Here is a 24,843-nt window from a genome sequence, read left to right as displayed (position 1 = left end):
AATATGACATTTGCCATTCAAGTTGACCACTTACAAAAGCACTATGGCGAGCATTTAGCCGTAAGAGGGATTTCTTTCAAGGTGGAGCAAGGCTCCCTCTTTGCATTTTTAGGTGCTAATGGTGCTGGTAAATCGACAACCATCGAAATTTTATGTACATTACTACAAAAATCTAGTGGTACCGTTACGATTAACGGCTATACACTGGATGATAAATCTCATAATGCCAAAATACGCAAATCTATCGGCGTTGTCTTTCAGCAAAGCCTCCTAGATGAACGATTAACCGTTCAAGAAAATATTCTGCACCGCGGCAAAACATATGGCTTATCGAAAGCACAGCTGACAAAAAATTATCAATTCGTCTCGACCTATTTACATTTAGATGATATAGAACTGCAAAAATACGGGACATTATCAGGCGGACAAAAAAGACGCGCAGATATCGCTCGGGCACTTATTCATCGGCCACAAATTTTATTTTTAGATGAGCCCACAACTGGTCTAGACCCCCAAACACGCCAATTTGTTTGGCAAGCAATCAAACAACTTCAGGCAGAAACAAATATGACCGTATTTTTAACAACACACTATATGGAAGAAGCTGCCGTGGCGCATCAGGTGATAGTGTTAAAACAAGGTCGTATTGTCGCTGAAGGAACACCTGATGCCTTAAAAACAAAATATGCCTACGACCAGATGGCACTTGTATTTCATGATCGTTCATTAGGGCTGAAGTGGCTGAAGGAAAATACCTTACCGTACACAGAAAAGCTAGGCATTTTCTATGTTCGCGTTAGCTCTACACTGACAGCACTTACACTTTTAAAAAGTGCCGAGCCCCTATTAGCCTCTTTTGAAGTCATGAAGGGCACAATGGATGATGTCTTTATTCATATCATGGCACAAGGAGATGGTACAAATGGAAGCAATGATTAGCTTAATACAGCGCAATAGTAAAGTTTTTAGAAGAGATAAAACACAAGTCTTTTTCTCCCTGCTTTCCGTCATTATTGTGATTGTTCTTTACGCAATTTTTCTCCAAAAAATGCAGGTGGATGCGATTGAGCAAGTAACAGAGGCTACTCCTAAGTTGATTACAATGGTCAATGAATGGCTTGTTGCTGGTCTATTATCAATGATGGCGGTTACAACAACCTTAGGTGCATTTGCCATTGCGGTGCGCGATATGGAGTCAAAAGCAACTGCAGATTTTCTCACAGCCCCTATTTCTCGCGCAACGATTCAAATGAGCTATGTATTGAACGCTTTTATCATCGGCTGTCTGTTCTCCTTCGTAGCTCTAATAGGCTGTGAGATTTTCATTGTGTCAACTGGCGGGGAGCTCCTTAGTTTTAGCGCCTTCATCAAAGTGCTTGGCATACTTTTATTATCCGTACTCCTTGCGAGCGTATTTAATATGTTTCTTGTACTATTTGTTAGCACGCAAAATGCCTTTTCTACTTTAAGTACAATCGTTGGTACAGTACTCGGGTTTTTATGTGGCGTTTATGTCCCTGTGGGCGTCCTCCCTAGCTTTGCCCAACAATTAATCATGTATTTTCCAATTAGTCATACTACATTACTATTGCGAAATGCCTTTATGGAAAGCTCGATTGCGAACGTATTTGATGGCGTTCCGACGGAGCATGTGGAAAGCTATAAGCTGAATTACGGTATTATTTATGAGCTTAATGGCCATGCTGTTAGCCTAACTACAAGTTATATAATTATTTTAATAACTATTGTTCTACTTGCTCTATTATCAATTATTATTTTCAAAAAGAAAAATCACTAGTTTCATTGAAAATACACATCGACGACAATGCGATGTGTATTTTTATTGCTTTTTAACAAACGTTTTGTTATTTTAAATATAAATAAGCAAACAAAAATTAAAATCGTTTGTTTTTAAGGGGGTTTCACAATGGATCTAAACCAATTGTTTTGGCAGGCTTCTATCGAAGATATTAAACAAGGCTACACGGATGAAGATACACACTACACTTGCCTTCTTTGTGGAGAGAAAATTGAAAAAGGGATAATATATCCACATGAAAATGTCCTGTATGAAGCAAAAAAATTTATGCAACATCATATTTTGGCAACACACCAATCCGTTTTTCACTACTTAAATGGATTAAATAAAAAAATGACAGGCTTAACGGACCATCAAAGTCACATTTTGCGGTTATTTTACGAGGGTAAAACCGATCAGGACATTAAAGAAGAGCTTGCCATTGGCAGTACCACAACGATTCGTCACCACCGTTTTGCCTTAAAAGAAAAAGAACGTCAGGCTAAAACATTCCTTGCCATGATGGAACTATTAAAAGAACAAGGTCAAAAGGAAGAACCATTTGTCCCTATTCACAAAACTGCCACGATGGTGGATGATCGCTATAATATCACCTTGGCCGAAGAACAACAGCTACTGGCTAAATACTTTCCTCATGGCATTGGGCAGGAGCTTGTCCGCTTTCCAAAACGAGAAAAGCATAAAATTGTTGTGCTCCGCGCCATTACAAAGCTTCTCGATGAGTCAACACACTATACAGAAAAGGAACTTAATGCAATTATCCAGCCGATGTATGAGGATTATGTACAAATTCGTCGCTATTTAATTCAATATGGATTTATGGATCGTCAGGATGATGGTAGTGCATATTGGGTAAAAAAATAAGAAAGTAGGGTTATGAATGGACCACAAAAAAGAATTAAAGGAACTTTATAAAGAAATGAAAATTGAAGCAGGCGTTTTTACCATGACGAACAAACACAATGGCAAAGTGTTTGTTGGTAGCTTCAATAACTTAAAGCGCCTAAATGGCTTTCAGTTTATGCTAAAGACAAATACGTATACAAATAAAGCGTTACAAGCAGATTACAATACATTTGGTACGGATGCCTTTCAGCTCGAAGTAGTGGAGTATTTGAAGCAGAAAGAAGAGGGATTTTTTGATGCCAAAAAAGAACTCGAAAAGCTTGAACAAAAATGGCTTGAAAAGCTACAACCTTATGGTGAACAAGGTTATAACTCTTGAGAATTATTTGCGTGACTGGCACTTAAATGCCTATTTCCTTTTGTGCTTTTTTTGTTAGCTTTTCGAATACGAGCTCATAGGAATGCTGAATTAAATTTTCAAGTAACTCGTTCGGAATATTGGCATCTAAATAAATAGAATTCCAGTGTGTTTTGTTCATATAGTAACCTGGAATAATGCCTTCATAGGTTTCTCTTAATTCTTCTGCACGACTAGGTGCACATTTTAACGTAATAATCGGTTTTCTCGTTGCATCTCCGCCCATCATGGCAAACATTTTGCCACCGATATGATAGCGATCAGCCTGCCATTCGTCCTTGTAATCATGCGTTGTGCCACGAAGTTTTAAACAATACGTATGAATAATATCTTTTTGCATATTTACTCCTTTCTTCAAGCTCAAAAATTTAAAAACACACGTTCGATTATAGTATAATCAATTACGTGTGTTTTTAAAATACATTTTTCCAAATGATTGAACTTTTCTATCATTTGGAACCGCGGTCAAACATACCAATCACTTCTGTTGTTTGCAAAATATTCACAAACGCTTTTGCATCTACTTCTTTTATTAGGCTTTTCACTTCAGCTAGCTGATAACGTGTAATGACGGTAATCAGCACTTTTCGCCCTTCTCCTGAATAGCCACCTTTCGCATCCATCATCGTAATCCCCCGATGCAGCCTAGCTAACAGTTGTTGTTTCACATCCTCACCGTTGCTAGTAATAATCATTAGCGTCAGTTTAATATTACTCGTATGGATGGTATCAACAACTTTTCCAGTGGCATATATCGAAACGAGCGTCAGCAAAGCGGCATCCCAACTAAAAACAAAACCTGAAATCGCTACTACGACCCCGTTCATAGCTGAAATAAGTACCCCCAATGGAAAATCCCTTTTGCGACTCAACAGCATCGCAATAATATCAAAGCCACCTGAGGAACCAGACGCACGAAAAATCAGACCTACACAAAGACCAACAATAACACCACCAAATAAGGAAGCTAAAATCGGTTCCTGTGTTGCCTTATAAATTGGAATAATTAACAAGGCGATAGACATCACTGCAACTGAAAGAATGGTATAAGCAATAAAACGTTTCCCTAACTTCATCACACCTAATATAAGTAAGGGCAAGTTTAATAAAAGATTTAACACACCTGTATTCAACGGCGTTACGATGCCAAGCATAATGGCAATCCCACTTAATCCACCACTTAAAATCTCATGCGGTATTAATAAAAAATTATAAGCAAATGCCATTAAAATGGATGCAAGCGTTATAATAACAATATTGCGCATAAACTCCCCTACCATTCTAAAACGAACAAATTTTAATCATCTTATCGTTAGAATACCCAATTTATTCGCCTGAAAAACCTCGGCTATTGTGGATTATTTTACTTCCATCATTACCTCGTTTTTTTCTGTTCTTCCTTGATCGGCTTTTCTTTGATTGGTTCTTCCGTTTCCGCTACTTTCATAATGCGGTCAAGCATGGTTGGATGCGTATAGCGGAACCATTTCACAAGAAGCGGTGGGTTCACTTCACTTAATCCTGATATGGTAAGCTTTTGGAATGCGGTTACAGCTGCCTGACGATCGTCCATCATTGATATGGCATATTGATCGGCTCGTGTTTCCTGATATCTTGATATAAAATTCGATAAAGGGCTCGAAGCAAATAATAAAAAGGATGTAATAAGTAAAAATAGTGGCAAAGAATTAATGTCACTTATTTTTGTAATTTTTAATGCATGTCCGTAACGGGCTATTACCCACCGCATAATTTTCGCTGTTATCCAAAGCCCGACTAAGGTCATTAATAAATAACCCGCAATGCCAAAATAAATATGTTTCTCAACATAATGCCCCATCTCATGCGCCATGATAAATAAAATTTCATTATCTGTTAAACGATTTAACGTCGTATCCCACAGCACAATCCTTGAATTACTACCAATACCCGTCACATAAGCATTTAATGCATTGGTCTTTTGTGCCATATTCACTTCATACACATGCTCTGCCGGAATATCAGCTTGTTCTGCTATTGCTAAAATCTTCGTTTCTAGTTCCTTGTTTTTTAGCGGATAAAAATCATTGTATAACGGATCAATCACAACGGGCTGAATAAACATTACAAAAATCGTAAAGGGAATCGTTAATATCCACGCATATAGCCACCATCTCTTGGCACTCTTTTTCATAAGCCAATAAAGAACAGATACGATAATAAAAGTCATGCCAAAGTTAACCCAAAAATCAATGACACCATCACGCATCCAAGACGGAAAAGCTTGAGTGCTAATGCCATAGCTTTTACTTAAATAGTAACGATAGTATTCAATTGGAAAAAGGACTACATACAGCAAAAACGATAATAAAAATAAATAGGCAGCATTTTGTAACAGCTTCCTTTTCGTTTGGGACGTCGAAACTTTTTCAAAATAGCGAGAAACACCCATTAACAAAATTACAATATAAGCAAGCCATTCAAATGGTGTTACTACAAAAAATAAAAAATTTCGTATTTTCGAATATTCCAGACTTAAGTTTAGTTCTTTTTCAGACATAAACATAACTGGGTCCGCAACGGAGCCTTGAAACGCTCGCGGTATTGTGCCACCACCACTATGAAATATATACCAATACATGCCCAGAACGTAGGCACCAAATATTAGTAGTGCCACAACTCCCATTTTTTTCGCTATGTTATTTCCCCCTTACTCCACACAAAGTTCGTCCTATAGTAAGTGTAAGCTAAATTAAAAAAGTTAGAACAAAGTTTATAGGTTTTATTTTCACGCTTTGACCAATTCACTCCATAGTCAACACGATATTTATTACCTACTAGGCTGTTCATTATCCATACTTACTTTAAAGCAGCTAATTAACCTAAAAAAATTCCGTGACGTCTCACGAAATTTTTTTATAATCCGTATTAACAATATTATTGCAGGTCCTCGTTCTTCGCGGGTATTCACTTTGTTCCGCGGGTAAAACCTCTTACTTCGCGGGTATTTCACTTTATTCCGCGGGTAAAACCTCTCATTTCGCGGGTATTTCACTTTGTTTCGCGGGTAAAACCTCTTACTTCGCGGGTATTTCACTTTGTTCCGCGGGTATTCTTATTGCTCCATTACAAAGGCTGTTTTTCCACGCTGATCCGCACTAAGATATCCTACTGCTACTAGCTGATCATGCCATACTTGTTCAATAACTGCAGCTTTTGTGGCGTCGTCTTCTTTAGTAGATAGTTCTATCATAACATCCCCTTGATAATGCCAAACCTCAATATCAGCCTCGTAGCCTGCAAAGCTTCCTTTATAGGTTGTTGCATTGGCAGGTCCATACACGATGGCTTGCGCTAACGTGTTGTTATACCATGTTGCCGAATCCCAATTTAAAATTTTCTTTGGAACATTATCTAAAATCATTTTTTTCGCAGCATTCACATCCACTGCATCGAAAGATACTTTAGTCGTTGCTTTTAATGATTCTTTGCGACTAATTGTAAATGTACGATTTCCACCCTTAATATCCATTTCAAACTTATAGTTAGATTCATCACCTGTAAAGCCATGGCTTTTTGTGATTGCTAGTGCTTCGTCAAGCGGTGTATTAAGAAATCTCTTTTTATACGTAATATCGATTTTCGTGCTATCTTTATAGACACGTAAACGGTTGTTATAGTCTGCATTTAAAAAATCTTTATTATTTGTATCGAAATAGTAAATCTTTACCTCATCTTTTTTCGTAGCTGCAAAAAGGCTTAAAATGGCTGATTCATTAAATAGATCCGTTCGCAAATTGTATTTAATCTCATGACTTGGTTCAATTGCCGCTTTCGCTTGTACTGTATTCAATAGGCCAAGTGTGCCCAGTACCATGGTCATTACGACCAATTTCAGTGCAATTCTTTTAAAATGATTCATCCTATATCCGCCTCTTTACCGATTAAAGTTAATAGTGTTGTTTCTTCATTTGTAAAATGGCTGTGAAAGTAAATGGTTTTCTCAGCATTTATGTGCTTGGACAGTGCAATAATATCCTTATAATCCGGATGTGTTTTGTAAAAAAACTGTTTTACTTGATGGGGTGCTAATGGTTGAATATAACAAGCTTTATTAAAGTATCCTGTAAAGATCACAATTGCTGATGGACTATTTTTGAGTAGTTGCGATATGGTTGCTTCATCTCGTTCTGGAACAAAATAAATAGCATTTTCCTCCACAGTCGTCTCTTGTAAGCATTCACTTCTGAATAACGGCAATATCGGAGTAGGTACGACATTTTCAGGTGCGTCATAGTAATCTTCAAACAAGGGGAAAAACGCATGATCCATATACACTTTTCTTGTACTATGCGCAAAAAGATAAATCGCAATATCAGCCGTTTTACCTGAAAAGGAAGAAGGGAAAATAATCGGTCTACTATCGTTCGTACAAATAAACTCCACTATTTGTTGCAATACTTCTTCATTCTTAATGGTCTTTTCAACATGCCCACTATCGATAAACGCGACGTTATACTTCCCACAATCCTCATATGGAAGATTCGCCTTTAATAGATAGGAATCCAAAACATAATCTCCCGAAAAAAATATCACCTCCCCCAAAAATCGAATGCTGTACCAAACACTTCCTATTAGATGCCCACTAAAGCCCCATTGAAAAGAAAGATGCTGACTAATATGTAACCAATGACCAATTGATCTTGGTGAAAAGGTTTTAATGTTTGGATAAGTGCGTTTTAATTGTTTTGCTGTCATCTCACTCATAATTAGTTGACCCTTGTAACCCCACTGTTCCAGTAAAGGAAGCGCGCCGACATGATCAATATGCGAATGAGAAATAAACACAGCATCAAGTTTTGCCATATGAGCGGGAGTTAAAGTGGGCATCGTTTTTTCTCGATTATTCATGACACCACAATCAAGTAATATCGCTCGTCCCTTCTTTTCGAGATAAAAGCAATTTCGTCCGTACTCTCCAACCCCTCCTAAAATCTCTACATTAAGCACGTACATGTCCTCCCCATCTTTGAAGCCAATTTAATAGGAACATAAAAACAACGGTCATCGCGACTGTAATAACTGCAACAGCCATTCCTATCCCAACATTGCCTTGTTCAAATTGGCTATAAATAAACGTTGCGCCTGTCTCAACTGAAGGAGGCAAAATAAGGAGACCCGCGACTAGTTCGCGCATTGAAATAATAAATGTCATCATCATACCAGCAAGTATTCCTTGCATTAGCAGTGGGATAATGATAGCTCGATACACGTCCCAACTATTGCGTCCAAAAATCGCAGCTGATTGGAAAATAGATTGATCTAACTGTGATAGTGAGGATTTTGTATATTGCACAGCGTATGGTAAGAACAGCACACAATAAGTCACAACGACCATCGCCTTTGTATTGTAAATAGTTGCTGGTAACCAAGGAGCATTCCAAAACATAATTAAGCCGACAACAAAGACGATACCAGGAATAATATTCGGCATTAGACTAAAGAAATCTAATAGTTGTTGCTTTTTCGTTTCTCCCTTTTTAATATAAAGGGCAATAAATAAACCAATTATCGCTGTAATAATAGCTGTAAATATAGAGAAAACTACGCTATTTAAAAATGCCGTTAAACCAGCGCTACCGCTAGTAAATACTGCCTGATAAGACGCTAAAGTGAAATTGCCTGCAGTTAAACCGTCTCCCCTTACTTTTTGTAGCGAGGTTACAATTATTGAAAAGTAAGGAATACCGATTGCAAACAATAAAACAAAACCTACATAAAACCATGATCCCAATTGGATAAACCATTTATCTTTTCTTTCACGAGCAGCGGGCGTTTTTCCTGAAAGTACGCTATATGTAAACTTTCGTCCGATAAGATTTTGGAAATACCAGATAATAAGACATACGGAAAGCAAAAATACAGAAAGCGATGTAGCCATTCGAATATCTACAGGCCACCTAGAAAGATAAGCGTGAATTTCTGTCGTAAAAACTTGAAAACCGATACGGCTTCCAAACGTAGCAGGCGTCCCAAATTCCGCTAGCGTTTTAATGAAAATTAACAATATCCCAAGAACATAGCTAGAAATCAGTAACGGCAGTATTACTTGTAGCCAGTTGCGCAAAGAGCTACGTCCGAAAATAAGTGCAGCATCCAAAAAGGAACCATTTATTCTAAGCAACGTATTTTTCAACATTAAATATAAAAAAGGAAATAGATGTAGACTCATAACCATGACCATGCCAAATAAGGAAAAAAAGGCATCAGACAACCAAGCTGTGCCTGGCACTAGTTGCTGTAAAAATCCATTATTTTGCATAAATAATATCCATCCCATGGAACCGATATAAGGGGGTGTCATAAAAGGAATCGTTAGGACAATATCTAGCCAATCATATTTTTGTAAAGTTGTTTTCGTGCGAATGAATGCCATAGGCAATGCTAATATCGTCGTTCCTAAAATAACCAATACACCTAATAATAAAGAGTTGCCCAAAGTCTGCCATAATCTTCCATTAGCAAACATGCTACTAAATTGTGAAACATCAACTATACCATCACGAACAAATGTATAATACATAATGGCTATTAATGGTGCGATTGCAAACGTTGCGACAATCGTCAATAACAAGCCAAAACTTCGTCTACTTTCCATTATCATGTTGCGTTATTCCTTTCACAGATCTTTATTTCCGAAAAATTCGCAATAGTCAGTATTACAAAGTTATGACTGACCAATAGCGAATTTTTCACACGCAGGATGAATGCATCATCTAGAAGGAAGCTTGCAACTTAACGAAAAATATCATTGAACTTCGTTAAAATATCAAGTTGCTTTGCTTCTGAACCTTCCCAGCTCACATTTAACTGCGGGATTTCATCCAATGCTGCGCGATCTTTTACAGCTATATCATGATTGCCAGGTAGTAGATAAGCATCTGCCACTAGTTTTTGTCCTTCATCTGAAAGCAAAAAATTCACATAGGCCTGCGCACCTTCCACATTTTTAGCATCTTTCATAATGCCTACTGCCCTCGGACTAACAACCGTTCCACTCTTCGGATAAACAATTTCTACTGGCTCCCCACTCGCTTTCGCTTTATACGCCATATAGTCAACACCTGAAATGGTTGCATTTTTATCACCTGTAATAACAGCATCCAATGCTTCCTTATTGGCTCCATTCACTTGTAGTCCATTGTTTTTCCATGCTTGGATTGTATCCCAAGCCGATTTTTCCGCTTCTGTATAACCGTAAATAAAATCAACAGCAGATCCAGACAAACTTGGATCAGGAATATTTATTTTACCTTGCCACTGTGCTTTAGCTAAATCTGTCCAATCGCTCGGAATGTCTTTTGTATTTTTCGTATTGTAGGCAATGCCTAATGCCGATGCGCTATAGCCATAGTAATAGCCTTCTGCATCTGACCAATCGGGGTTCATTTTACTAGCATTTTCAGCTTCTTTGTAACTTTGTAATTGGTTGGCTTCCTTTAATCCGTCCATTGATGCAATAGAAGCTAGCACAACGACATCTGCGACCGGATTATTTTTCTCTGCTTCTAAACGCGATAAAATTTTGCCCGTTGTCCCTTGGAACATCTCTACTTTTATGCCCGTTTTTTCTTCAAAAGCTTGTTGAATATTTGCTGCCAAGCCATCAGGACCAGCAGAATAGACGGTTAGTGTTTGCACTTCATTTGGCTTTGCACTGGCTGCATCATTCTTCACACTGTCAGTCGACTTAGTAGCGTTGCACCCTGCTAATGTTAATGCCACAAGAAAGCTCGCTGTTGCTAATAATTTGAAACGTTTTTTCACTGTAAACCCTCCAATTGATAGATTTGTTTAGTATCCACAAAAACTTCCAGTTGCTGTCCGTGTTCAAGCGGTACAGCTTCATAAAAGCTCCATTGCTTCCCTTCAACTTGCGCATGAACTAAATAGCGATCACCAACAAAAGTACTTTTCACAATCATTGCCTGTTTCACAATAGCACCAGGATAGTGTTGTCTCGATACTCCCTCTGGACGTACAATTCGATTCCCTTTACCGAACCAATTGACCTTCCCTATAAAATCCGCTACATAAGGTGTTGCCGGCGTATGGTAAATTTCCTCAGGTGACCCAACCTGGGCAATTTTGCCTGATTCCATCACAATTATTTGATCTGACATCGTCATGGCTTCTGTTTGATCATGTGTTACAAAAATAGCTTGGCAATCTAGTTCATGAATAATATGCATAATTTCATCCTGCATTTTTTCTCTAAGTACGGCATCCAACGCTGATAATGGTTCATCAAATAAAATTAACTTTGGATTCGTTGCCAGTGCCCTCGCCAGTGCAACCCGTTGTTGTTGACCTCCCGATAATTGTCCCGGCTTACGATTTTCATATCCTTCCATCTTCACTAACCGCATTACATACGCTACTTGCCCTGCTATTTCTTCTTTTGGCATCATTCCTTTTAAGCCGAATGCGATGTTTTGGAAAATGGTCATATGAGGCCATAATGCGAAATCTTGAAAGACCATGGCAATATTGCGTTTATTTGGTTTAACATTTTTGTGAAGCTTAGACGAATAAATGATTGTGTCATCGAATGCAATTTCACCATTTGTTGGCTTTTCAAGACCAGCTAGTATTTTCAATAAAGTCGTTTTCCCACAGCCCGATTGGCCTAAAATTGTAATGAACTTACTATCTAATTCCACATTAATGGGCCATAACACTTGTGCCTGTCCATATTTTTTCTCTAAGTTCGTTATTGAGATTTTCATGGTATCCTCCTCGTCTATCTCTACTATAGTTTCCAGATATTTAGAAAATATTAACCTACTATTAATATGTCGTTAAAAAAAATCTAATAAACTTAAGGAAATGCAATACTTTTTCGAATTTCCTTTAGGAGGCTAAAATGAATCATCTGAAATTACAGGCATTTTGTTTACTCGTCGATTTTAAAAAATTAGCTCCTGTCGCTAAAGCGCTAGGTATTACGCCGCCTACGGTATCCTTTCATATTCGCTCGATTGAAGAAGAGTACGGGGTACGTTTGTTTCGCACAAATGCGGGTGGCTATCGTTTAACAGAAGCTGGAGAGGGGCTCTATCACTACGCAAGACAAATCGTTCAACTACAAAACGATATGAATCGTTTCATTGAAAATTTATTAGCAGGCAATATTGGCTCCATTCGATTAGGTGCAAGTGCCGTACCTGCGCATATTTATATGCCTGAAATTATTAATCAAATTTCCACCGCATATCCTGACATCCGCATATCCTTAGAGGTAAAAACAGCACCTGAAATTGAAAAAATGGTAGCCCTGCAAGAACTAGATTTTGGTTTACTCATGGAAACGAAGCAAGAAAACCCAGCACTAATCTATGAGACAATTGGTGAAGATTCGCTTGTTTTAGCTCTAAGCCCTCGTCACGAACTGGCAGCAAAAAAGGACATCTCGCAATCCGATGTCCTTAAAAACAAAGTATTATTACATACTTCCTCCAGTTCAACTAATCATTTTATCGAAAAATGGTTGGACCCTTTCCAACCAGCATTTAATACAATTGAACTCGATTCTGTTAGTACGATTAAAAAAATGCTGACGTTTGGTAAAACCATTGCATTTCTTTCCGTTTCCCTTATTGCGGATGAACTACAATCTGGCTTATTAATCAAAAAAGATTTAAATAATATTACGCTCAAACGGAAAATCCAACTGGTTTACCCGCAATCTAGACTAGACAATCAGATTGATGTATTTGTCAAAAAAGCGATTTACGATTTAGCACAAAAAATCAAAACATAAACCCGCTACAAGCGATGAGTCTCACAGCTTCAGCCAACTGTGAGCTCTCCCTCATCTATCTGCACAAAACGACTTCCAATACATCCCAATAATCACTTACTCCCCTTTTCAACATATTTATTAAAAAAATTCAGTAATCTGACATCATTACATAGTAAGCATTCATAACATGGATAGAAGACATGTTGTACTCTAACGAAAGGAGGGATGACAAGTTGCTTACCGAGTTGCTTCATAGAGAAACTATCCAAATTACAAACGAAGTAGCCAACTGGCAGGATGCTATACGCTTTGCTGCTTCACCACTGTTACAGCAAAACAAAATAGAAAAGCGCTATATCCAAGCCATGATTGATTCCATCGAACAACACGGTCCCTATGTTGTACTTACACCTAAAGTAGCAATTCCACATGCGCGACCGTCTGATGGCGTAAACGAATTATCGATGAGCTTATTAGTTTTACAAAAGCCGGTATACTTTGGACCCGATAAAGCTGTGTATGTAATCATTATTTTAGCAGCTACGGAGCATTCAACACATTTACAGGCGTTAGTCGATTTAACACAAGTCTTACAAGAACCTAGCCAAATCGACAACATTATCGGATGCAAGCGTGCAGAATGCGTCATGGATAAAATAAAACAATATACAACAAAGGAGCGATTATAATGAAAATTTTAGTCGTTTGTGGAAATGGCTTAGGCAGCAGCTTCATGATGGAACTGAATGTAAAAAAGGCATTGCTAGAACTCGGCAAGGAAGCAGAGGTAACACATACGGATTTAACATCTGCAACTTCTGAAAAGGCTGATATTTATATTGGTGCAGGGGATATCATCGACCAACTAGATAATGGTGTGCGAAAAATTGTGCGTATCGTCAATATGATGAGTATCCCAGAAATCAAAGGAAAGCTTGCCCCACTATTGTAACGGACAATATGTTGCGCAGTTGTTGCTCTTACGTTTAGGTTTAATTTTCTCTTTACGCTTTTAAAATTGGATAGGATGAGGTGTTGGTATGTTAGATGTTATGATGAATGACATTTTAGGTACACCAGCAATACTAGTCGGCCTATTTGCTCTTGTCGGCTTACTAATCCAAAAGAAATCTGCTTCCACTGTTCTTTCAGGAACGTTAAAAACCATTATGGGCTTTGTCATTTTAGGTGCCGGTGCAGCCGTTTTAATTGGTTCTTTAACTCACTTTAGCAAAATGTTCGATCATGCCTTTCAGGTGCAAGGAGTTATCCCCAATAATGAAGCCATTGTAGCTGCTGCACAAACGACCTTTGGCACATCCACAGCCTTGATTATGGTATTCGGGATGGTAATGAATCTTTTGTTAGCGCGATTTACGCCTTTAAAATATATTTTTTTAACTGGTCATCATACATTATTTATGGCGTGTTTAATCGCAGCTTCCCTCTCTGTTGGGGGGATGAGTGGTGCTCCTCTTATTATTATCGGTTCTATAGTGTTAGGTTTATGTATGGTGATTTTCCCCGCCATTTTACAACCTACCGTGCGTCAAATAACAGGGAATAATGACTTTGCAGTTGGACATTTTGGCAGCATTGGCTACTATGTATCTGCTAAAATTGGTCAACTATTTGGCAACAAAGCCAAATCAACTGAAGCGATTGCAGTACCTAAATCACTTGGATTTTTAAGAGATACATCTGTTGCCATTTCCTTAACAATGAGCTTATTTTTCATTGTTGTCGCTTTATTCGCAGGCCGTTCTTATATTGAAGCGCAATTATCCGGGGGATCGAACTTCATTGTTTTCGCGATTATCCAAGCGATTACCTTTGCAGCGGGGGTCTATATTATCCTTGCAGGTGTTCGTATGCTGATTGCAGAAATTATTCCTGCATTTAAAGGGATTGCTGATAAACTCGTACCAAACGCTAAGCCTGCTTTAGATTGCCCGACAATTTTCCCATTTGCACCGAATGCTGTTATTATCGGCTTCCTCTTTAGCTTTTTAGCTGGCTTATTGTCCATGTTTGCCCTCCCACTGATTGGGCTTAAAGTTATTGTACCTGGCCTAGTGCCACATTTCTTTACAGGTGCTGCGGCAGGTATTTTCGGTAATGCAACGGGTGGTCGTATTGGCTCCATGGCAGGTGCATTTGCTAACGGGATAATCATTAGCTTTATCCCAGCTATCTTGCTTATCTTTATGGGGGATATCGGCTACGAAGGAACAACATTTGGTGATTCTGACTTTGGCATCGTAGGCATTATTATTATTAATATTTTAAAATTATTTGGTGCAGTGTAAGCATATCACTTCAAAAAACTCGTTCTGACATGCAGAACGAGTTTTTGAATTATCAGAATTGTTTGGGTGACTGGCACGACTATCTTTTTTACTTGGCACTGATTATAATTAGTTATGTCTTGTTATAACGAGTTATAAAAGGAGTAAAATAGTGAAAAACTTTTATCGTTTATTTGCGGCACTGGCTCTACTAGTGGGTTTATTAGTAGCTTGTGGTAACCAAGAAAATGAAGGGACTGCAAACGAACCTGTTGAATTAACGATTTCTGCGGCAGCTAGTTTACAGGATGCCCTAGAAGAACTTAAAACAACTTATGAAAAAGAACACGATTCGGTCAAAATCCTCTATAACTTTGGCGGCTCTGGTGCATTGCAACAACAAATTTTACAAGGTGCACCGGTGGATTTATTCTTTTCAGCGGCGGAAGATAAATTCGACGCCCTGGTAAAAAAAGAAATGATTGAACAACAGGGAACAGATCTTTTAGCTAATGAGTTAGTCTTAATCGTTCCTAAAAACAACGAAAAGCAAATCCATTCCTTTGACGGTTTACTTCAAGCAGGAAAAATTGCGCTTGGCACACCGGAAACAGTCCCTGCTGGGCAGTATGGCGTCGACACGTTAAAAAGCATGCAGCTTTGGGAATCACTTGCATCTAAAGTGGTATATACAAAAGATGTGCGTCAAGTACTTACTTATACTGAAAGCGAAAATGTAGATGCTGGAATCGTTTATAAAACAGATGCCCTCGTCTCCGATAAAGTCGATGTCGTTGCAACTGCCGATGATGCGACCCATGCACCGATTATTTATCCTGTAGGCGTCCTAAAAGCGAGTAAACATGGACAAGAGGCAAACGATTTTTATCAATTTTTACAAAGTGATGAGGCAATGAATATTTTTAAAAAGTATGGCTTTAAAGGAGCTCAATAAATGGGTACCGATTTTTGGTCTCCTCTTAGGCTTTCCATTGAAATTGCCTTTGTTGCTGGAATTACTGCTATTATAGTTGGTATTTTAATGGGTAAATTGATGGCAACCCGCCATTTTAAAGGTAAACTCTTGTTAGAAACAATCTTGCTTTTACCTTTAGTATTACCTCCTACTGTAGTTGGTTTTTTGCTCATCGTTATTTTTGGAAAAAATAGTGTATTAGGAAATCTTATTGTGTGGCTTTTTGATCAACCAATTATGTTCACATGGTGGGCTGCCGTTATCGCTTCTACGATTGTTGCCTTTCCATTAATGTATCAATCCGCTAAAACGGGCTTTGCCTCTATAGATAAAGATATTGAAGATGCAGCACGTGTTGATGGGGCGAATGAATGGCAAATCTTTGTTTGTGTATCTATTCCGCTCGCATTAAAGGCACTTGTATCTGGTGGAATTTTAAGCTTTACACGTGCTTTAGGCGAGTTTGGGGCGACCCTGATGTTTGCGGGGAACATTCCCGGAAAAACGCAAACAACACCGCTAGCGATTTATATGGCACTTGATTCGGGTAACATGACGCTTGCTTGGACATGGGTTTTGTGCATGATTGCTATTTCCTTTCTAATGCTTCTTAGTATCCATTTACTAAAAGTATAAAAGAGGAAAGGTGTTAATAAATTTTCGCTATATGGAGAACTTAGCTATTCTTGCTTTTGCAAAAATAAAAAATAGAAGTGTTCACTAGTACTTGGCAGCGGAGCGGGAAATCCTGCTCAGAACAGCACACAACGTAAGACGCAAACAACAATTGCATAGCAAAAAAGTGTTAGATTTCAGGTTCAATCTAACACTTTTTCTCTTTTGCCCCAGCTTCTTTTTCATTGTACGTTGGGAAAGCTACAGCCGATGCTCTCGTAGCGCTACACTCATAACTTAGTCTTTTATCATCCCCCGCTAATAGGTGGGATAAAGGCGATCGTATCACCCGATTTAACGATTGTCGTATCGGTTGCAAATTCTTCATTGACTGCGGTCATTATTTGTTGTAATGATAGCTGCGGATACTGCTTTTCTAACCACTCTTTTAACTGAGCAACTGTGACATCTGACAGCTCTACCTTGAGTTGTGATTCACCAACTTGTTCCTGTAAGTGCGCAAATAATAAGATGTTAATCACGCTTTCCTTTCCTCCTCCTGAATAACTGGTTTTCCTTGTGGATAGGGGATATTTTCTAATTGGTCACCAATCCATTCCGTCCCGTCCTCCCAATGCTCTTTTTTCCATATTGGAACAATTTGTTTAATGCGATCAATCGCATATTCATTTGCCATATACGCCACTTTACGATGTGGCGATGACACAGCAATAACAACAGCTATGTCTGAAATATCCAAGCGACCTACTCGATGGGTAATAGCCACTATCGCTTCTGGCCACTGCTCTTGTATTTCCTTTGCAATCTGTTCAAACATTTTTATCGCCATCGCGGGATAGGCTTGATATTCCAAATGCAATGTTTTTTTGCCATTTGTAATTTCACGCACTGTGCCGATAAATAGTGTAATGGCACCAGCATTTCGATTCATTACTTTTTGTCTAACTTGCTCAACATCAATCGGTTGATTGATAATTTCAAACAACGCTACCGTCATGGTCTTCCCTCATTTCTTTCAACAAAAATTCCATATATTTTCTTTCTTCATAAATTGAATACGCTGGGATTGTTAACGGTGGATCCAGTGGATAGCTCGGCCAGTAAATAACACAAATAATATTGGTTAGTTGCTGCAATAGCACTTGGTCCTGTGCTGTTCGGAGTAGTACAACTTTTGGATAATGTTCCTGTTTATATCCTTCAATCAGCACGATATCCATCGAAAAGGAAGCATAGATTGCTAGAATTTCAGCTAATCGCCAGCTATTTTGGTGAATACTCATACGTAAAGTACCCTCCCCTTCCACAGCAGTAACAATCGCACCTGCCTGCTCATGCCGACTACTATCTTTGGACGTTTCGATCATTGGCACACCACCATGTCCGTGATGCTTGATTGTTCCTACTCGTAGCCCTTCCAGTGAAGCTTGTTTAATTAATTGCTCTATCAATGTTGTCTTTCCACTATTTTGATAGCCAACTATCTGTAAGATTTTTCGATGTTGTCCCAAGGCCATTCACTTCCTTGTAAATCTTCTAACAATAAGACTGCTACGGACATGCCTTTTTCATAACCTCTAGAACCACCTGGTAAAACGATAAAAGCATTAGCTGTCGCCAACGAAGAAACGGCACTCGATTTATCAAAACCAGATGGCACAGCGACTAGCTGCCCTGTTTCATAATAAGCTGTCGCACGCACAAATCGTGTAAAGGGATTCGGTTTTGTAAAATCTGCCCCTAATATAGCCTGCTCTCTGCGTAAGTGAGGGTAAAGATGACGATAGGCAGTGCGAATAATTGGACGTACAAATAGTTCAAAACCAACATAGCAGGCTGAAGGATTACCTGAAAGGCCGAACAACAATTTATCATTGCGAGCTGCGACTGTTGTTACACTGCCTGGTCGCATTGCTACTTTATTAAATAATACCTTTGCCTCCAGCGCCTGATAAATGGCTGGTAAATAATCATAATCACCTACGGAAACGCCCCCCGTTGTAATTAAAATATCAACTTCCTGTAATGCTTTTTCCACGATTTTAATACATAACGCCAAATCATCGCTAAACTTACCAAAATATTTGACTTCTGCACCAGCACGTTCAATTTGTGCCATCATCATATAGGCATTACTATTCCGAATTTTGCCTGGTTGTAAACATTCACCGGGCTCTAGTAATTCGCTACCCGTGGCTATCACGCCAATGACCAATTTACGATAAACCGGTACTTGCTCGTAGCCAAACGTAGCGAGCAAAGCCATTACACCAGGATTAATATATTGACCTTTGTCAATAAGGATTGTACCCTTGTGTACCTCTTCCCCCTTATAGGAAATATTAGTCCCCGCTTCAAAAGAACGTTTAATCGACATATACTTTTGATGATTTTCTTCAAAAGTATTGGTTAACTCAAGCATTACCACCGCATCACAGCCTTGTGGTATAGGGGCTCCTGTCATAATGCGAACAGCTTGTCTTTCCTCCACTACACCATCATAGACATAGCCTGCACCAATCTCGCCAACGACCTGAAATCGAACTGGCTTTTGTGAACAAGCTCCTTGACTATCAATAGAACGAATAGCATAACCATCATACGGTGAACGATCAAAAGCGGGTACATCTTGGTCGGCTCGAATCGCTTCCGCTATAAAGCGACCATGAGCTTGTGTTAATGGCACGAGCTCATTTTTTGCTTGAAAGGCATAGTCCATTACACGATGAACAGCTTCTGCCACAGGAATTGGTTGTCTTTTTTCTAGCATTTAGTACACTCCTTTAACCTAATAACCGATAGTAAATCGTTTTAGCTTTTTGTATATCTTGTATACCATGAATCACAACTCGCCCATCTTGGAAAATAACGATTCGGTAATCGTCCGCTTGGCAAGAAAGCAAATATGGATTCATCTGAATTTCACCATAGGAACGAAGCTGATGTGCCAACTGCTCGAACTGATAGTAAATGGGCTTTGGTGGGCGAATTTGCACAGCGTCCCGTCCACAAAGTATTTGTAATTTCGTTTGATTTTCATAGGATAAATAAGGATATGTTGGCGCATTGCCGCAAGATGGACAATCAGCCTGTCTCATTTTATCGACATTGATTTCATAGTGTTGATTTTGCCAAACATCAAATGTTAAATAGCTTTTTCGTAGCGCTTTGTCATCTCCAACAAGCACTTTTAATACTTCAGCCACTTGATATGCGGCAACGATTTGAACCGTTGGGCTAATAATACCTACCGTATCACAAGTCATCCCTGTTTGGGGTATTGCTTTTAATAAGCAGTGCAAACAAGGTGTTTTGCCTGGCACAATCGTATAGGTTGCGCCATAACTACCGACACAAGAGCCGTACACCCAAGGAATTCGATACTTTTGTGCAAGGTCATTCATTAGAAAACGCACATCAAAATTATCAGTCGCATCAACCATTACATCTACATCTTTTAGCAATGGTAGCAAAGTCTCTATACATGCATCCATAATGGCAACATTGATTTTAACCTCTGTGTTAATTTCTTGCAGACGTTTTTTAGCTGCGATAACTTTTGGCATTTTTTCTTGGGCATCTTGCTCTGTATATAATTGTTGTCTTTGTAAATTACTCCACTCTACATAATCACGATCAATCAGTGTTAACTTGCCGATACCAGCACGTACAAGCGCTTCGGCACTAGCACTCCCCAATGCACCGACACCTATTAAAAGGGCATGTTTTTGTTGGATCGATACTTGCCCAGATTGTCCGATAGGGGTAAATAATTGTTGTCTCGAATATCTATTTTGCATACGTATGAGCCTTTCTTTCTATGAATATCGTTTGACCTTTTTATTTATAGCATTATAATAAAAGCAATGTTTTTCAGTAATTTTGAAGGAGGTCTTTACTGTGCATCCCACACATCATCAGCAACCCATTCAAGTTGCTCTTTTAACTGTCAGTGACACACGCACAAAGGCAAATGATCACGCTGGACAGCGTATTCAAACTTTACTTCAAGAAGCAACTTTCGAAGTAGTGGACTACCAACTCACAAAGGATGAACCACGGGATATCGCTCGTTATGTGAAACAATGGTCCAGTGACCCATGCATCAATACCATTATCGTTACAGGCGGAACAGGCTTTACACCAAGAGACCAAACTTACGATACCATTTTGCCTCTTTTCGAAAAGGAAATGATGGGATTTGGTGAGTTATTTCGAACACTTAGCTATGACGAAATTGGCCCAAGGGCAATGTTTAGTCGTGCCACTGCTGGGAGTATTCAACAAACAGCCATCTATGTTTTACCTGGTTCCACAAATGCGGTATCACTAGCTATGACGAAACTTATAGTACCCACTGTTCAACATTTTGTTGGTGAGTTGAATCGTCTATGAAAATTGCTGGTATTATATTAGCAGGTGGTCAATCCTCTCGATATGGTAAACCTAAAATGTTCGAGCTGTTTGCTGGGCAGCCTTTATACAAGCATAGTCTCATCGCTTTACAAAAAAATCAGCTATCCCCTATTATTATTGCTACAAACGCACAGTTACAACATCAGTTTGAGCAGGAAAACGTCCAATGGATTATCGACAAACAGCTACATCAAGGGCCACTTTTTGCTTTACATCATATCATGACAGCCTACCCTGATGTGGCATGGTTTTTTGTCGTGGCTAGCGATATGCCTTATATGAATGCTGATTTTATCAAAAAAATGGTCGATCAAATAAGTGACGATTATGATGCAATCGTTCCTATGCAGGCGCAAAAACATCAGTCATTAGCTGCATTATTTCGACGTACAGCTTTACCTAAAGCACAACAATTAACGAAACAAAACAAACGAAGTATGAAAGTACTGTTAGAGCAACTGCGAGTTTGTTACGTCCCCTTTGATGACGATGACACAACATTTATCAATATTAATGCACAGCAAGACTGGTCACAAACAAGGAAAAAGGAGTCGTATAATGAATAATTTTACACACTGGAACGCAGAAGGTCGTCCTAAAATGGTTGATATTTCAGAAAAAGAAATCACAACACGGACGGCCATTGCGCGTAGCACAATCATTTTATCCGATACTGTCTATGAAGCCATCCAACAAGGTGGCATCAAAAAAGGCGATCCAACACAAGTTGCCCAAATTGCAGGGATTATGGGGGCTAAAAAGACCGCTGATCTTATTCCCATGTGCCATCCCATCATGCTACAAGGCACGGATTTCCAATTTAACTATGAAAAAGTGGAGAAGGGCTATGAGCTGCATATTCAAGCTACTGTCAAATGCAGTGGGAAAACGGGTGTTGAAATGGAAGCCCTCACAGCCGTGACGATCGCTGCCTTAACTTTTTATGATATGTGTAAAGCAGTTGATAAAACGATGGTTATTAAAGATACCTATCTTGTTGAAAAAACGGGTGGAAAAAGCGGCACTTTTGTGCATAAATAAACAGAAAAATTCGGCATCACTTTGCCGATTTTTTCTGTTTTTTTTGCACTACCCTCCAATATGAGACATTTCAATTTTTGCATTTTTCCTTGTTGTTATCGTTTGTTCATTGCGTTCATCTGAGTAACGATCGTCTCTTGTTTCCCATACCTTCGATATGCACTCGCGGATAGCGGCATCATCTTGTCCTGATCGTAACAGCTCTCTTAAATCTGTTCCCTCTGTTGCAAATAAACAAGTATATAAGGTACCTTCTGCCGAAAGACGAGCACGTGAACAATTGGAACAGAAGGAATCTGTAACAGATGAAATCACCCCTATTTCCCCTTGTGCATCTTGATATTGATAACGTGATGCCACTTCCCCTTTGTAATTAGGTGCTACTTGCTGTAACGGAGAAAATTGATGGACTCGCGCAATAATATCCTGCTTCGACACAACATCCTGTAAGTTCCAACCATTCGAATTGCCTACATCCATATATTCAATAAAACGTAAAATATGCTGTTTTTCTTTAAAATATTGTGCCATTGTAACAATATCTTGGTCATTCTTTCCTTTTTGCACAACCATATTAATTTTCACTTGTAAACCTGCTTCCGCAGCCTTTTCAATGCCTTCTAACACCGTTAATACCTTACCTCGACGTCCGTTCATCTCCAAAAACCGTTCATCATTCAGTGAATCTAGACTAACTGAAATGCGAGTTAAGCCTGCTTGAGCCAATGCTGGTGCATATTTTTTTAATAAAGTGCCATTTGTTGTTAAAGCAATATCTTCTACACCTTCAATGCGGTGAATGCGTGCAATTAATGCTGGTAAATCACGACGAAGCAAGGGCTCTCCACCTGTAATTCGTATTTTTTTCACATTGAATGACGCAAATATTTTTACTAATCGTTCAATCTCATCAAAAGTTAATATTTTATTAGACGGTAAAAATGCATAATCTGGACCAAATACTTCAGCTGGCATACAATAGCGACAACGGAAATTACAGCGATCTGTTACAGATATTCTTAAGTCTCTTAAAGGTCTATTGAATTGGTCTTGTAGAACCGGCATTTAATCTCCTTCTTTCCGTGCATTCTGGGCTGGTAATAGGATGCGTTGAGGCTGTGTATAAATATTCAGAGCTTGTTGTCGGATAAAACCTACCGTTGTAATGCCAAGCTGCTCGGCTAATTGCAATGCCAACTCAGTTGGTGCTGATTTAGATAGCACGATTTCACAGCCTATTTTTGAGACCTTTAGTAAAATTTCTGACGATAGTCGTCCACTAAAGACGATAATTTTATCTTGCATACTGATATTGTTGCGCAGACAATAGCCGTAAATTTTATCTAATGCATTATGACGCCCAATATCCATGCGACTTAAGATAATGCCATTGACATTACATAGTGCAGCATTGTGCACACCACCCGTTTGCTTAAAAATGTCTGCACCTTCCTGCATATCATGCATTAAACGGAAGCAATCCTCGGTTGTGATTTGCACATGCACATCGTCCATTTTTTTCGCCACTAATGCATCATTCGTAAAAACAAATCCTTGTCGACTCATACCACAACAAGAGGTAATATAGCGTTTGTTTTGCGTCTGCTGGTAATAGGGATTAACATGTTTTGTTTTAATATGCACAAAGCCTTCTTTTTCTTGGTGCCAAATTTCCTCAATATCATCAAAGCTACGAATAACTCGTTCGGAAGCTAAGTAGCCAATAACCATATCTTCCACATACTCTGATGAACATACCATCGTGACAAATTCTTGCTGATTGATTTTGACAGTTACAGCGTATTCTGTGACGATTACATCATCTATTTCTTTTACTTGCTGTCCTTCAACGCGCATAATTTTCCTTGTGATTGCTCGTTCCATAAGGCATCCCCTTTAAACACTGATATTCTTTTCAAAAACGAAGACGGAAATTGCAAAATCCTCTTCAATTTTAATATCTGAAAATAAGTGGAGCAATTTGCTGCCCATCAATTCTTCCATACCCTCTGGTGGTGATTGGGCATATAAATCTTGAATCATAGTTGTCCTTGCAGCATGCACCATTTTTAGCCCTTCTGGTGTACTGGCAATAAATTTTTCCGTTGGTGTTATATTTCCATACAAAGTAGATACAGCCATATTCTCGACAAAAACTGTATGAATACGCTCTGGCCCTTTACCAAATACTTCTTTTCTTAATTTACGTATCATATCATTAAATTCATGTATTTTTTTAGACATAGCAACGATTCTCCCATCGTAATAAAACTTTTTTAGTCAATTTGATATGACGGTCACCCTTACAGTTTGTTAATGATATAGCAACTTGAAAAAAATTAAAAGAGAAAATACTTTTTTGATAATCATTATCATCTAATAATTTTTTATGATAAATATTGTTCATTTTGTAGAAAAAGGCTATAATTATTGTTATTCCAAATGGAATTTATCTATTTTGATCCTTATCTCACTATACTGGATAGTGGTTTTAATAGTTAAATTCTATTGTTATTAAACATAAAAGTAGATTGAGTTTTTAGCAAGACCTGCTAAGAATTTTATCCACCATGAATGATTAGCATGTCTTGGACATGTAATTTCATGGTGGATTTTTTT

Annotated in this window: 29 protein-coding genes; 13 read left to right on the top strand and 16 right to left on the bottom strand. The window is 38.6% G+C overall.

The window, feature by feature from the left end:
- Positions 1-3 precede the first annotated feature (3 nt).
- The 4 genes from MHH88_RS07330 to MHH88_RS07315 all read left to right on the top strand — a co-directional run bounded on the left by MHH88_RS07330 (position 4) and on the right by MHH88_RS07315 (position 3,044).
- Positions 4-939: an ABC transporter ATP-binding protein gene (locus MHH88_RS07330; protein WP_339262168.1), complete on the top strand. Its 936-nt coding sequence runs from the start codon at positions 4-6 to the stop codon at positions 937-939.
- Positions 923-1,798, top strand: coding sequence for an ABC transporter permease (locus tag MHH88_RS07325; RefSeq protein ID WP_103977140.1), 876 nt, complete (start codon positions 923-925; stop codon positions 1,796-1,798). Before MHH88_RS07330 ends, MHH88_RS07325 begins: the two co-directional genes overlap by 17 nt.
- A 129-nt stretch (positions 1,799-1,927) precedes the next feature.
- The gene (locus tag MHH88_RS07320) at positions 1,928-2,683 is read left to right on the top strand and encodes a DUF2087 domain-containing protein (protein WP_339262165.1); all 756 of its coding nucleotides are present in this window, start codon (positions 1,928-1,930) and stop codon (positions 2,681-2,683) included.
- A 16-nt stretch (positions 2,684-2,699) separates the two neighbouring features.
- Entirely contained in the window at positions 2,700-3,044 is a 345-nt protein-coding gene (locus tag MHH88_RS07315; RefSeq protein ID WP_339262164.1) for a GIY-YIG nuclease family protein, read from the top strand.
- 22 nt (positions 3,045-3,066) lie between these two features.
- On the opposite strand, the gene MHH88_RS07310 is transcribed toward MHH88_RS07315, so the two are convergent.
- The 8 genes from MHH88_RS07310 to MHH88_RS07275 all read right to left on the bottom strand — a co-directional run bounded on the left by MHH88_RS07310 (position 3,067) and on the right by MHH88_RS07275 (position 11,851).
- Positions 3,067-3,423 carry an MmcQ/YjbR family DNA-binding protein gene (locus tag MHH88_RS07310; RefSeq protein WP_069511844.1) on the bottom strand — a complete coding sequence of 119 codons (357 nt, stop codon included), beginning with the start codon at positions 3,421-3,423 and terminating at the stop codon, positions 3,067-3,069.
- Between the two features lie 109 nt (positions 3,424-3,532).
- Positions 3,533-4,348 (bottom strand): YitT family protein, encoded by an 816-nt coding sequence (locus MHH88_RS07305; protein ID WP_339262163.1) that lies wholly within the window; start codon positions 4,346-4,348, stop codon positions 3,533-3,535.
- A gap of 110 nt (positions 4,349-4,458) precedes the next feature.
- Entirely contained in the window at positions 4,459-5,760 is a 1,302-nt protein-coding gene (locus tag MHH88_RS07300) for a M48 family metallopeptidase (RefSeq protein ID WP_069511848.1), read from the bottom strand.
- Between the two features lie 417 nt (positions 5,761-6,177).
- A complete protein-coding gene (locus tag MHH88_RS07295) occupies positions 6,178-6,984 on the bottom strand; it encodes a hypothetical protein (protein ID WP_339262162.1) in 807 nt (268 codons plus the stop codon).
- The gene (locus tag MHH88_RS07290) at positions 6,981-8,072 is read right to left on the bottom strand and encodes an MBL fold metallo-hydrolase (protein WP_339262160.1); all 1,092 of its coding nucleotides are present in this window, start codon (positions 8,070-8,072) and stop codon (positions 6,981-6,983) included. The genes MHH88_RS07295 and MHH88_RS07290 overlap by 4 nt, the downstream gene beginning before the upstream one ends.
- A complete protein-coding gene (locus tag MHH88_RS07285) occupies positions 8,065-9,726 on the bottom strand; it encodes an iron ABC transporter permease (protein ID WP_339262158.1) in 1,662 nt (553 codons plus the stop codon). Before MHH88_RS07285 ends, MHH88_RS07290 begins: the two co-directional genes overlap by 8 nt.
- Before the next feature lie 131 nt (positions 9,727-9,857).
- The gene (locus tag MHH88_RS07280; RefSeq protein WP_339262156.1) at positions 9,858-10,889 is read right to left on the bottom strand and encodes an ABC transporter substrate-binding protein; all 1,032 of its coding nucleotides are present in this window, start codon (positions 10,887-10,889) and stop codon (positions 9,858-9,860) included.
- Entirely contained in the window at positions 10,886-11,851 is a 966-nt protein-coding gene (locus MHH88_RS07275; RefSeq protein ID WP_339262154.1) for an ABC transporter ATP-binding protein, read from the bottom strand. The genes MHH88_RS07280 and MHH88_RS07275 overlap by 4 nt, the downstream gene beginning before the upstream one ends.
- A gap of 137 nt (positions 11,852-11,988) precedes the next feature.
- Between MHH88_RS07275 and MHH88_RS07270 the strand changes: the two genes are divergently transcribed.
- From MHH88_RS07270 to modB, 6 genes are all read left to right on the top strand, one after another.
- Positions 11,989-12,885, top strand: coding sequence for a LysR family transcriptional regulator (locus tag MHH88_RS07270; protein ID WP_339262152.1), 897 nt, complete (start codon positions 11,989-11,991; stop codon positions 12,883-12,885).
- Positions 12,886-13,100: 215 nt separating this feature from the next.
- Positions 13,101-13,556: a PTS sugar transporter subunit IIA gene (locus tag MHH88_RS07265; RefSeq protein ID WP_339262150.1), complete on the top strand. Its 456-nt coding sequence runs from the start codon at positions 13,101-13,103 to the stop codon at positions 13,554-13,556.
- The gene (locus MHH88_RS07260) at positions 13,556-13,819 is read left to right on the top strand and encodes a PTS sugar transporter subunit IIB (protein WP_069511863.1); all 264 of its coding nucleotides are present in this window, start codon (positions 13,556-13,558) and stop codon (positions 13,817-13,819) included. Before MHH88_RS07265 ends, MHH88_RS07260 begins: the two co-directional genes overlap by 1 nt.
- Before the next feature lie 88 nt (positions 13,820-13,907).
- The gene (locus tag MHH88_RS07255; RefSeq protein WP_339262148.1) at positions 13,908-15,176 is read left to right on the top strand and encodes a PTS ascorbate transporter subunit IIC; all 1,269 of its coding nucleotides are present in this window, start codon (positions 13,908-13,910) and stop codon (positions 15,174-15,176) included.
- Positions 15,177-15,327: 151 nt separating this feature from the next.
- Positions 15,328-16,110, top strand: coding sequence for a molybdate ABC transporter substrate-binding protein (modA, locus tag MHH88_RS07250; RefSeq protein WP_339262146.1), 783 nt, complete (start codon positions 15,328-15,330; stop codon positions 16,108-16,110).
- Positions 16,111-16,767: a molybdate ABC transporter permease subunit gene (gene modB, locus MHH88_RS07245; RefSeq protein WP_339262144.1), complete on the top strand. Its 657-nt coding sequence runs from the start codon at positions 16,111-16,113 to the stop codon at positions 16,765-16,767.
- 287 nt (positions 16,768-17,054) lie between these two features.
- Here modB and moaD read toward each other — a convergent pair whose 3' ends face one another.
- The 5 genes from moaD to MHH88_RS07220 are packed head-to-tail and all read right to left on the bottom strand — an operon-like array spanning position 17,055 to position 20,567.
- Positions 17,055-17,288: a molybdopterin converting factor subunit 1 gene (moaD, locus tag MHH88_RS07240; RefSeq protein ID WP_339262142.1), complete on the bottom strand. Its 234-nt coding sequence runs from the start codon at positions 17,286-17,288 to the stop codon at positions 17,055-17,057.
- A complete protein-coding gene (locus MHH88_RS07235; RefSeq protein ID WP_339262140.1) occupies positions 17,285-17,764 on the bottom strand; it encodes a molybdenum cofactor biosynthesis protein MoaE in 480 nt (159 codons plus the stop codon). Before MHH88_RS07235 ends, moaD begins: the two co-directional genes overlap by 4 nt.
- On the bottom strand, positions 17,745-18,284 hold the full coding sequence (gene mobB / locus MHH88_RS07230) for a molybdopterin-guanine dinucleotide biosynthesis protein B (RefSeq protein WP_339262138.1): 540 nt from the start codon (positions 18,282-18,284) through the stop codon (positions 17,745-17,747). The genes MHH88_RS07235 and mobB overlap by 20 nt, the downstream gene beginning before the upstream one ends.
- A complete protein-coding gene (gene glp, locus MHH88_RS07225) occupies positions 18,248-19,537 on the bottom strand; it encodes a gephyrin-like molybdotransferase Glp (RefSeq protein WP_339262136.1) in 1,290 nt (429 codons plus the stop codon). Before glp ends, mobB begins: the two co-directional genes overlap by 37 nt.
- A gap of 13 nt (positions 19,538-19,550) precedes the next feature.
- Positions 19,551-20,567, bottom strand: coding sequence for a thiazole biosynthesis adenylyltransferase ThiF (locus MHH88_RS07220; protein WP_339262135.1), 1,017 nt, complete (start codon positions 20,565-20,567; stop codon positions 19,551-19,553).
- A 100-nt stretch (positions 20,568-20,667) separates the two neighbouring features.
- Between MHH88_RS07220 and MHH88_RS07215 the strand changes: the two genes are divergently transcribed.
- The 3 genes from MHH88_RS07215 to moaC are packed head-to-tail and all read left to right on the top strand — an operon-like array spanning position 20,668 to position 22,224.
- Positions 20,668-21,162: a molybdenum cofactor biosynthesis protein B gene (locus MHH88_RS07215; protein ID WP_339262134.1), complete on the top strand. Its 495-nt coding sequence runs from the start codon at positions 20,668-20,670 to the stop codon at positions 21,160-21,162.
- Positions 21,159-21,749 (top strand): molybdenum cofactor guanylyltransferase, encoded by a 591-nt coding sequence (locus MHH88_RS07210; protein WP_339262133.1) that lies wholly within the window; start codon positions 21,159-21,161, stop codon positions 21,747-21,749. Before MHH88_RS07215 ends, MHH88_RS07210 begins: the two co-directional genes overlap by 4 nt.
- Entirely contained in the window at positions 21,742-22,224 is a 483-nt protein-coding gene (gene moaC / locus MHH88_RS07205; protein WP_339262132.1) for a cyclic pyranopterin monophosphate synthase MoaC, read from the top strand. The genes MHH88_RS07210 and moaC overlap by 8 nt, the downstream gene beginning before the upstream one ends.
- A 48-nt stretch (positions 22,225-22,272) precedes the next feature.
- Here moaC and moaA read toward each other — a convergent pair whose 3' ends face one another.
- Genes moaA through MHH88_RS07190 form a run of 3 tightly spaced genes read right to left on the bottom strand, consistent with a single transcriptional unit; the run spans position 22,273 to position 24,468 of the window.
- Complete coding sequence (gene moaA / locus MHH88_RS07200; protein ID WP_339262131.1) at positions 22,273-23,289, bottom strand: GTP 3',8-cyclase MoaA; 1,017 nt, start codon at positions 23,287-23,289, stop codon at positions 22,273-22,275.
- Complete coding sequence (gene fdhD / locus MHH88_RS07195) at positions 23,290-24,108, bottom strand: formate dehydrogenase accessory sulfurtransferase FdhD (protein ID WP_339262129.1); 819 nt, start codon at positions 24,106-24,108, stop codon at positions 23,290-23,292. It lies immediately after the preceding gene.
- Positions 24,109-24,120: 12 nt separating this feature from the next.
- The gene (locus MHH88_RS07190) at positions 24,121-24,468 is read right to left on the bottom strand and encodes a DUF2294 domain-containing protein (protein WP_025219003.1); all 348 of its coding nucleotides are present in this window, start codon (positions 24,466-24,468) and stop codon (positions 24,121-24,123) included.
- Between the last annotated feature and the right edge of the window lie 375 nt (positions 24,469-24,843).

The organism is Lysinibacillus sp. FSL K6-3209, assembly GCF_037976175.1.
Classification (GTDB): domain Bacteria; phylum Bacillota; class Bacilli; order Bacillales_A; family Planococcaceae; genus Lysinibacillus; species Lysinibacillus sphaericus_D.
This window is presented reverse-complemented; position numbering and strand designations above follow the sequence as displayed.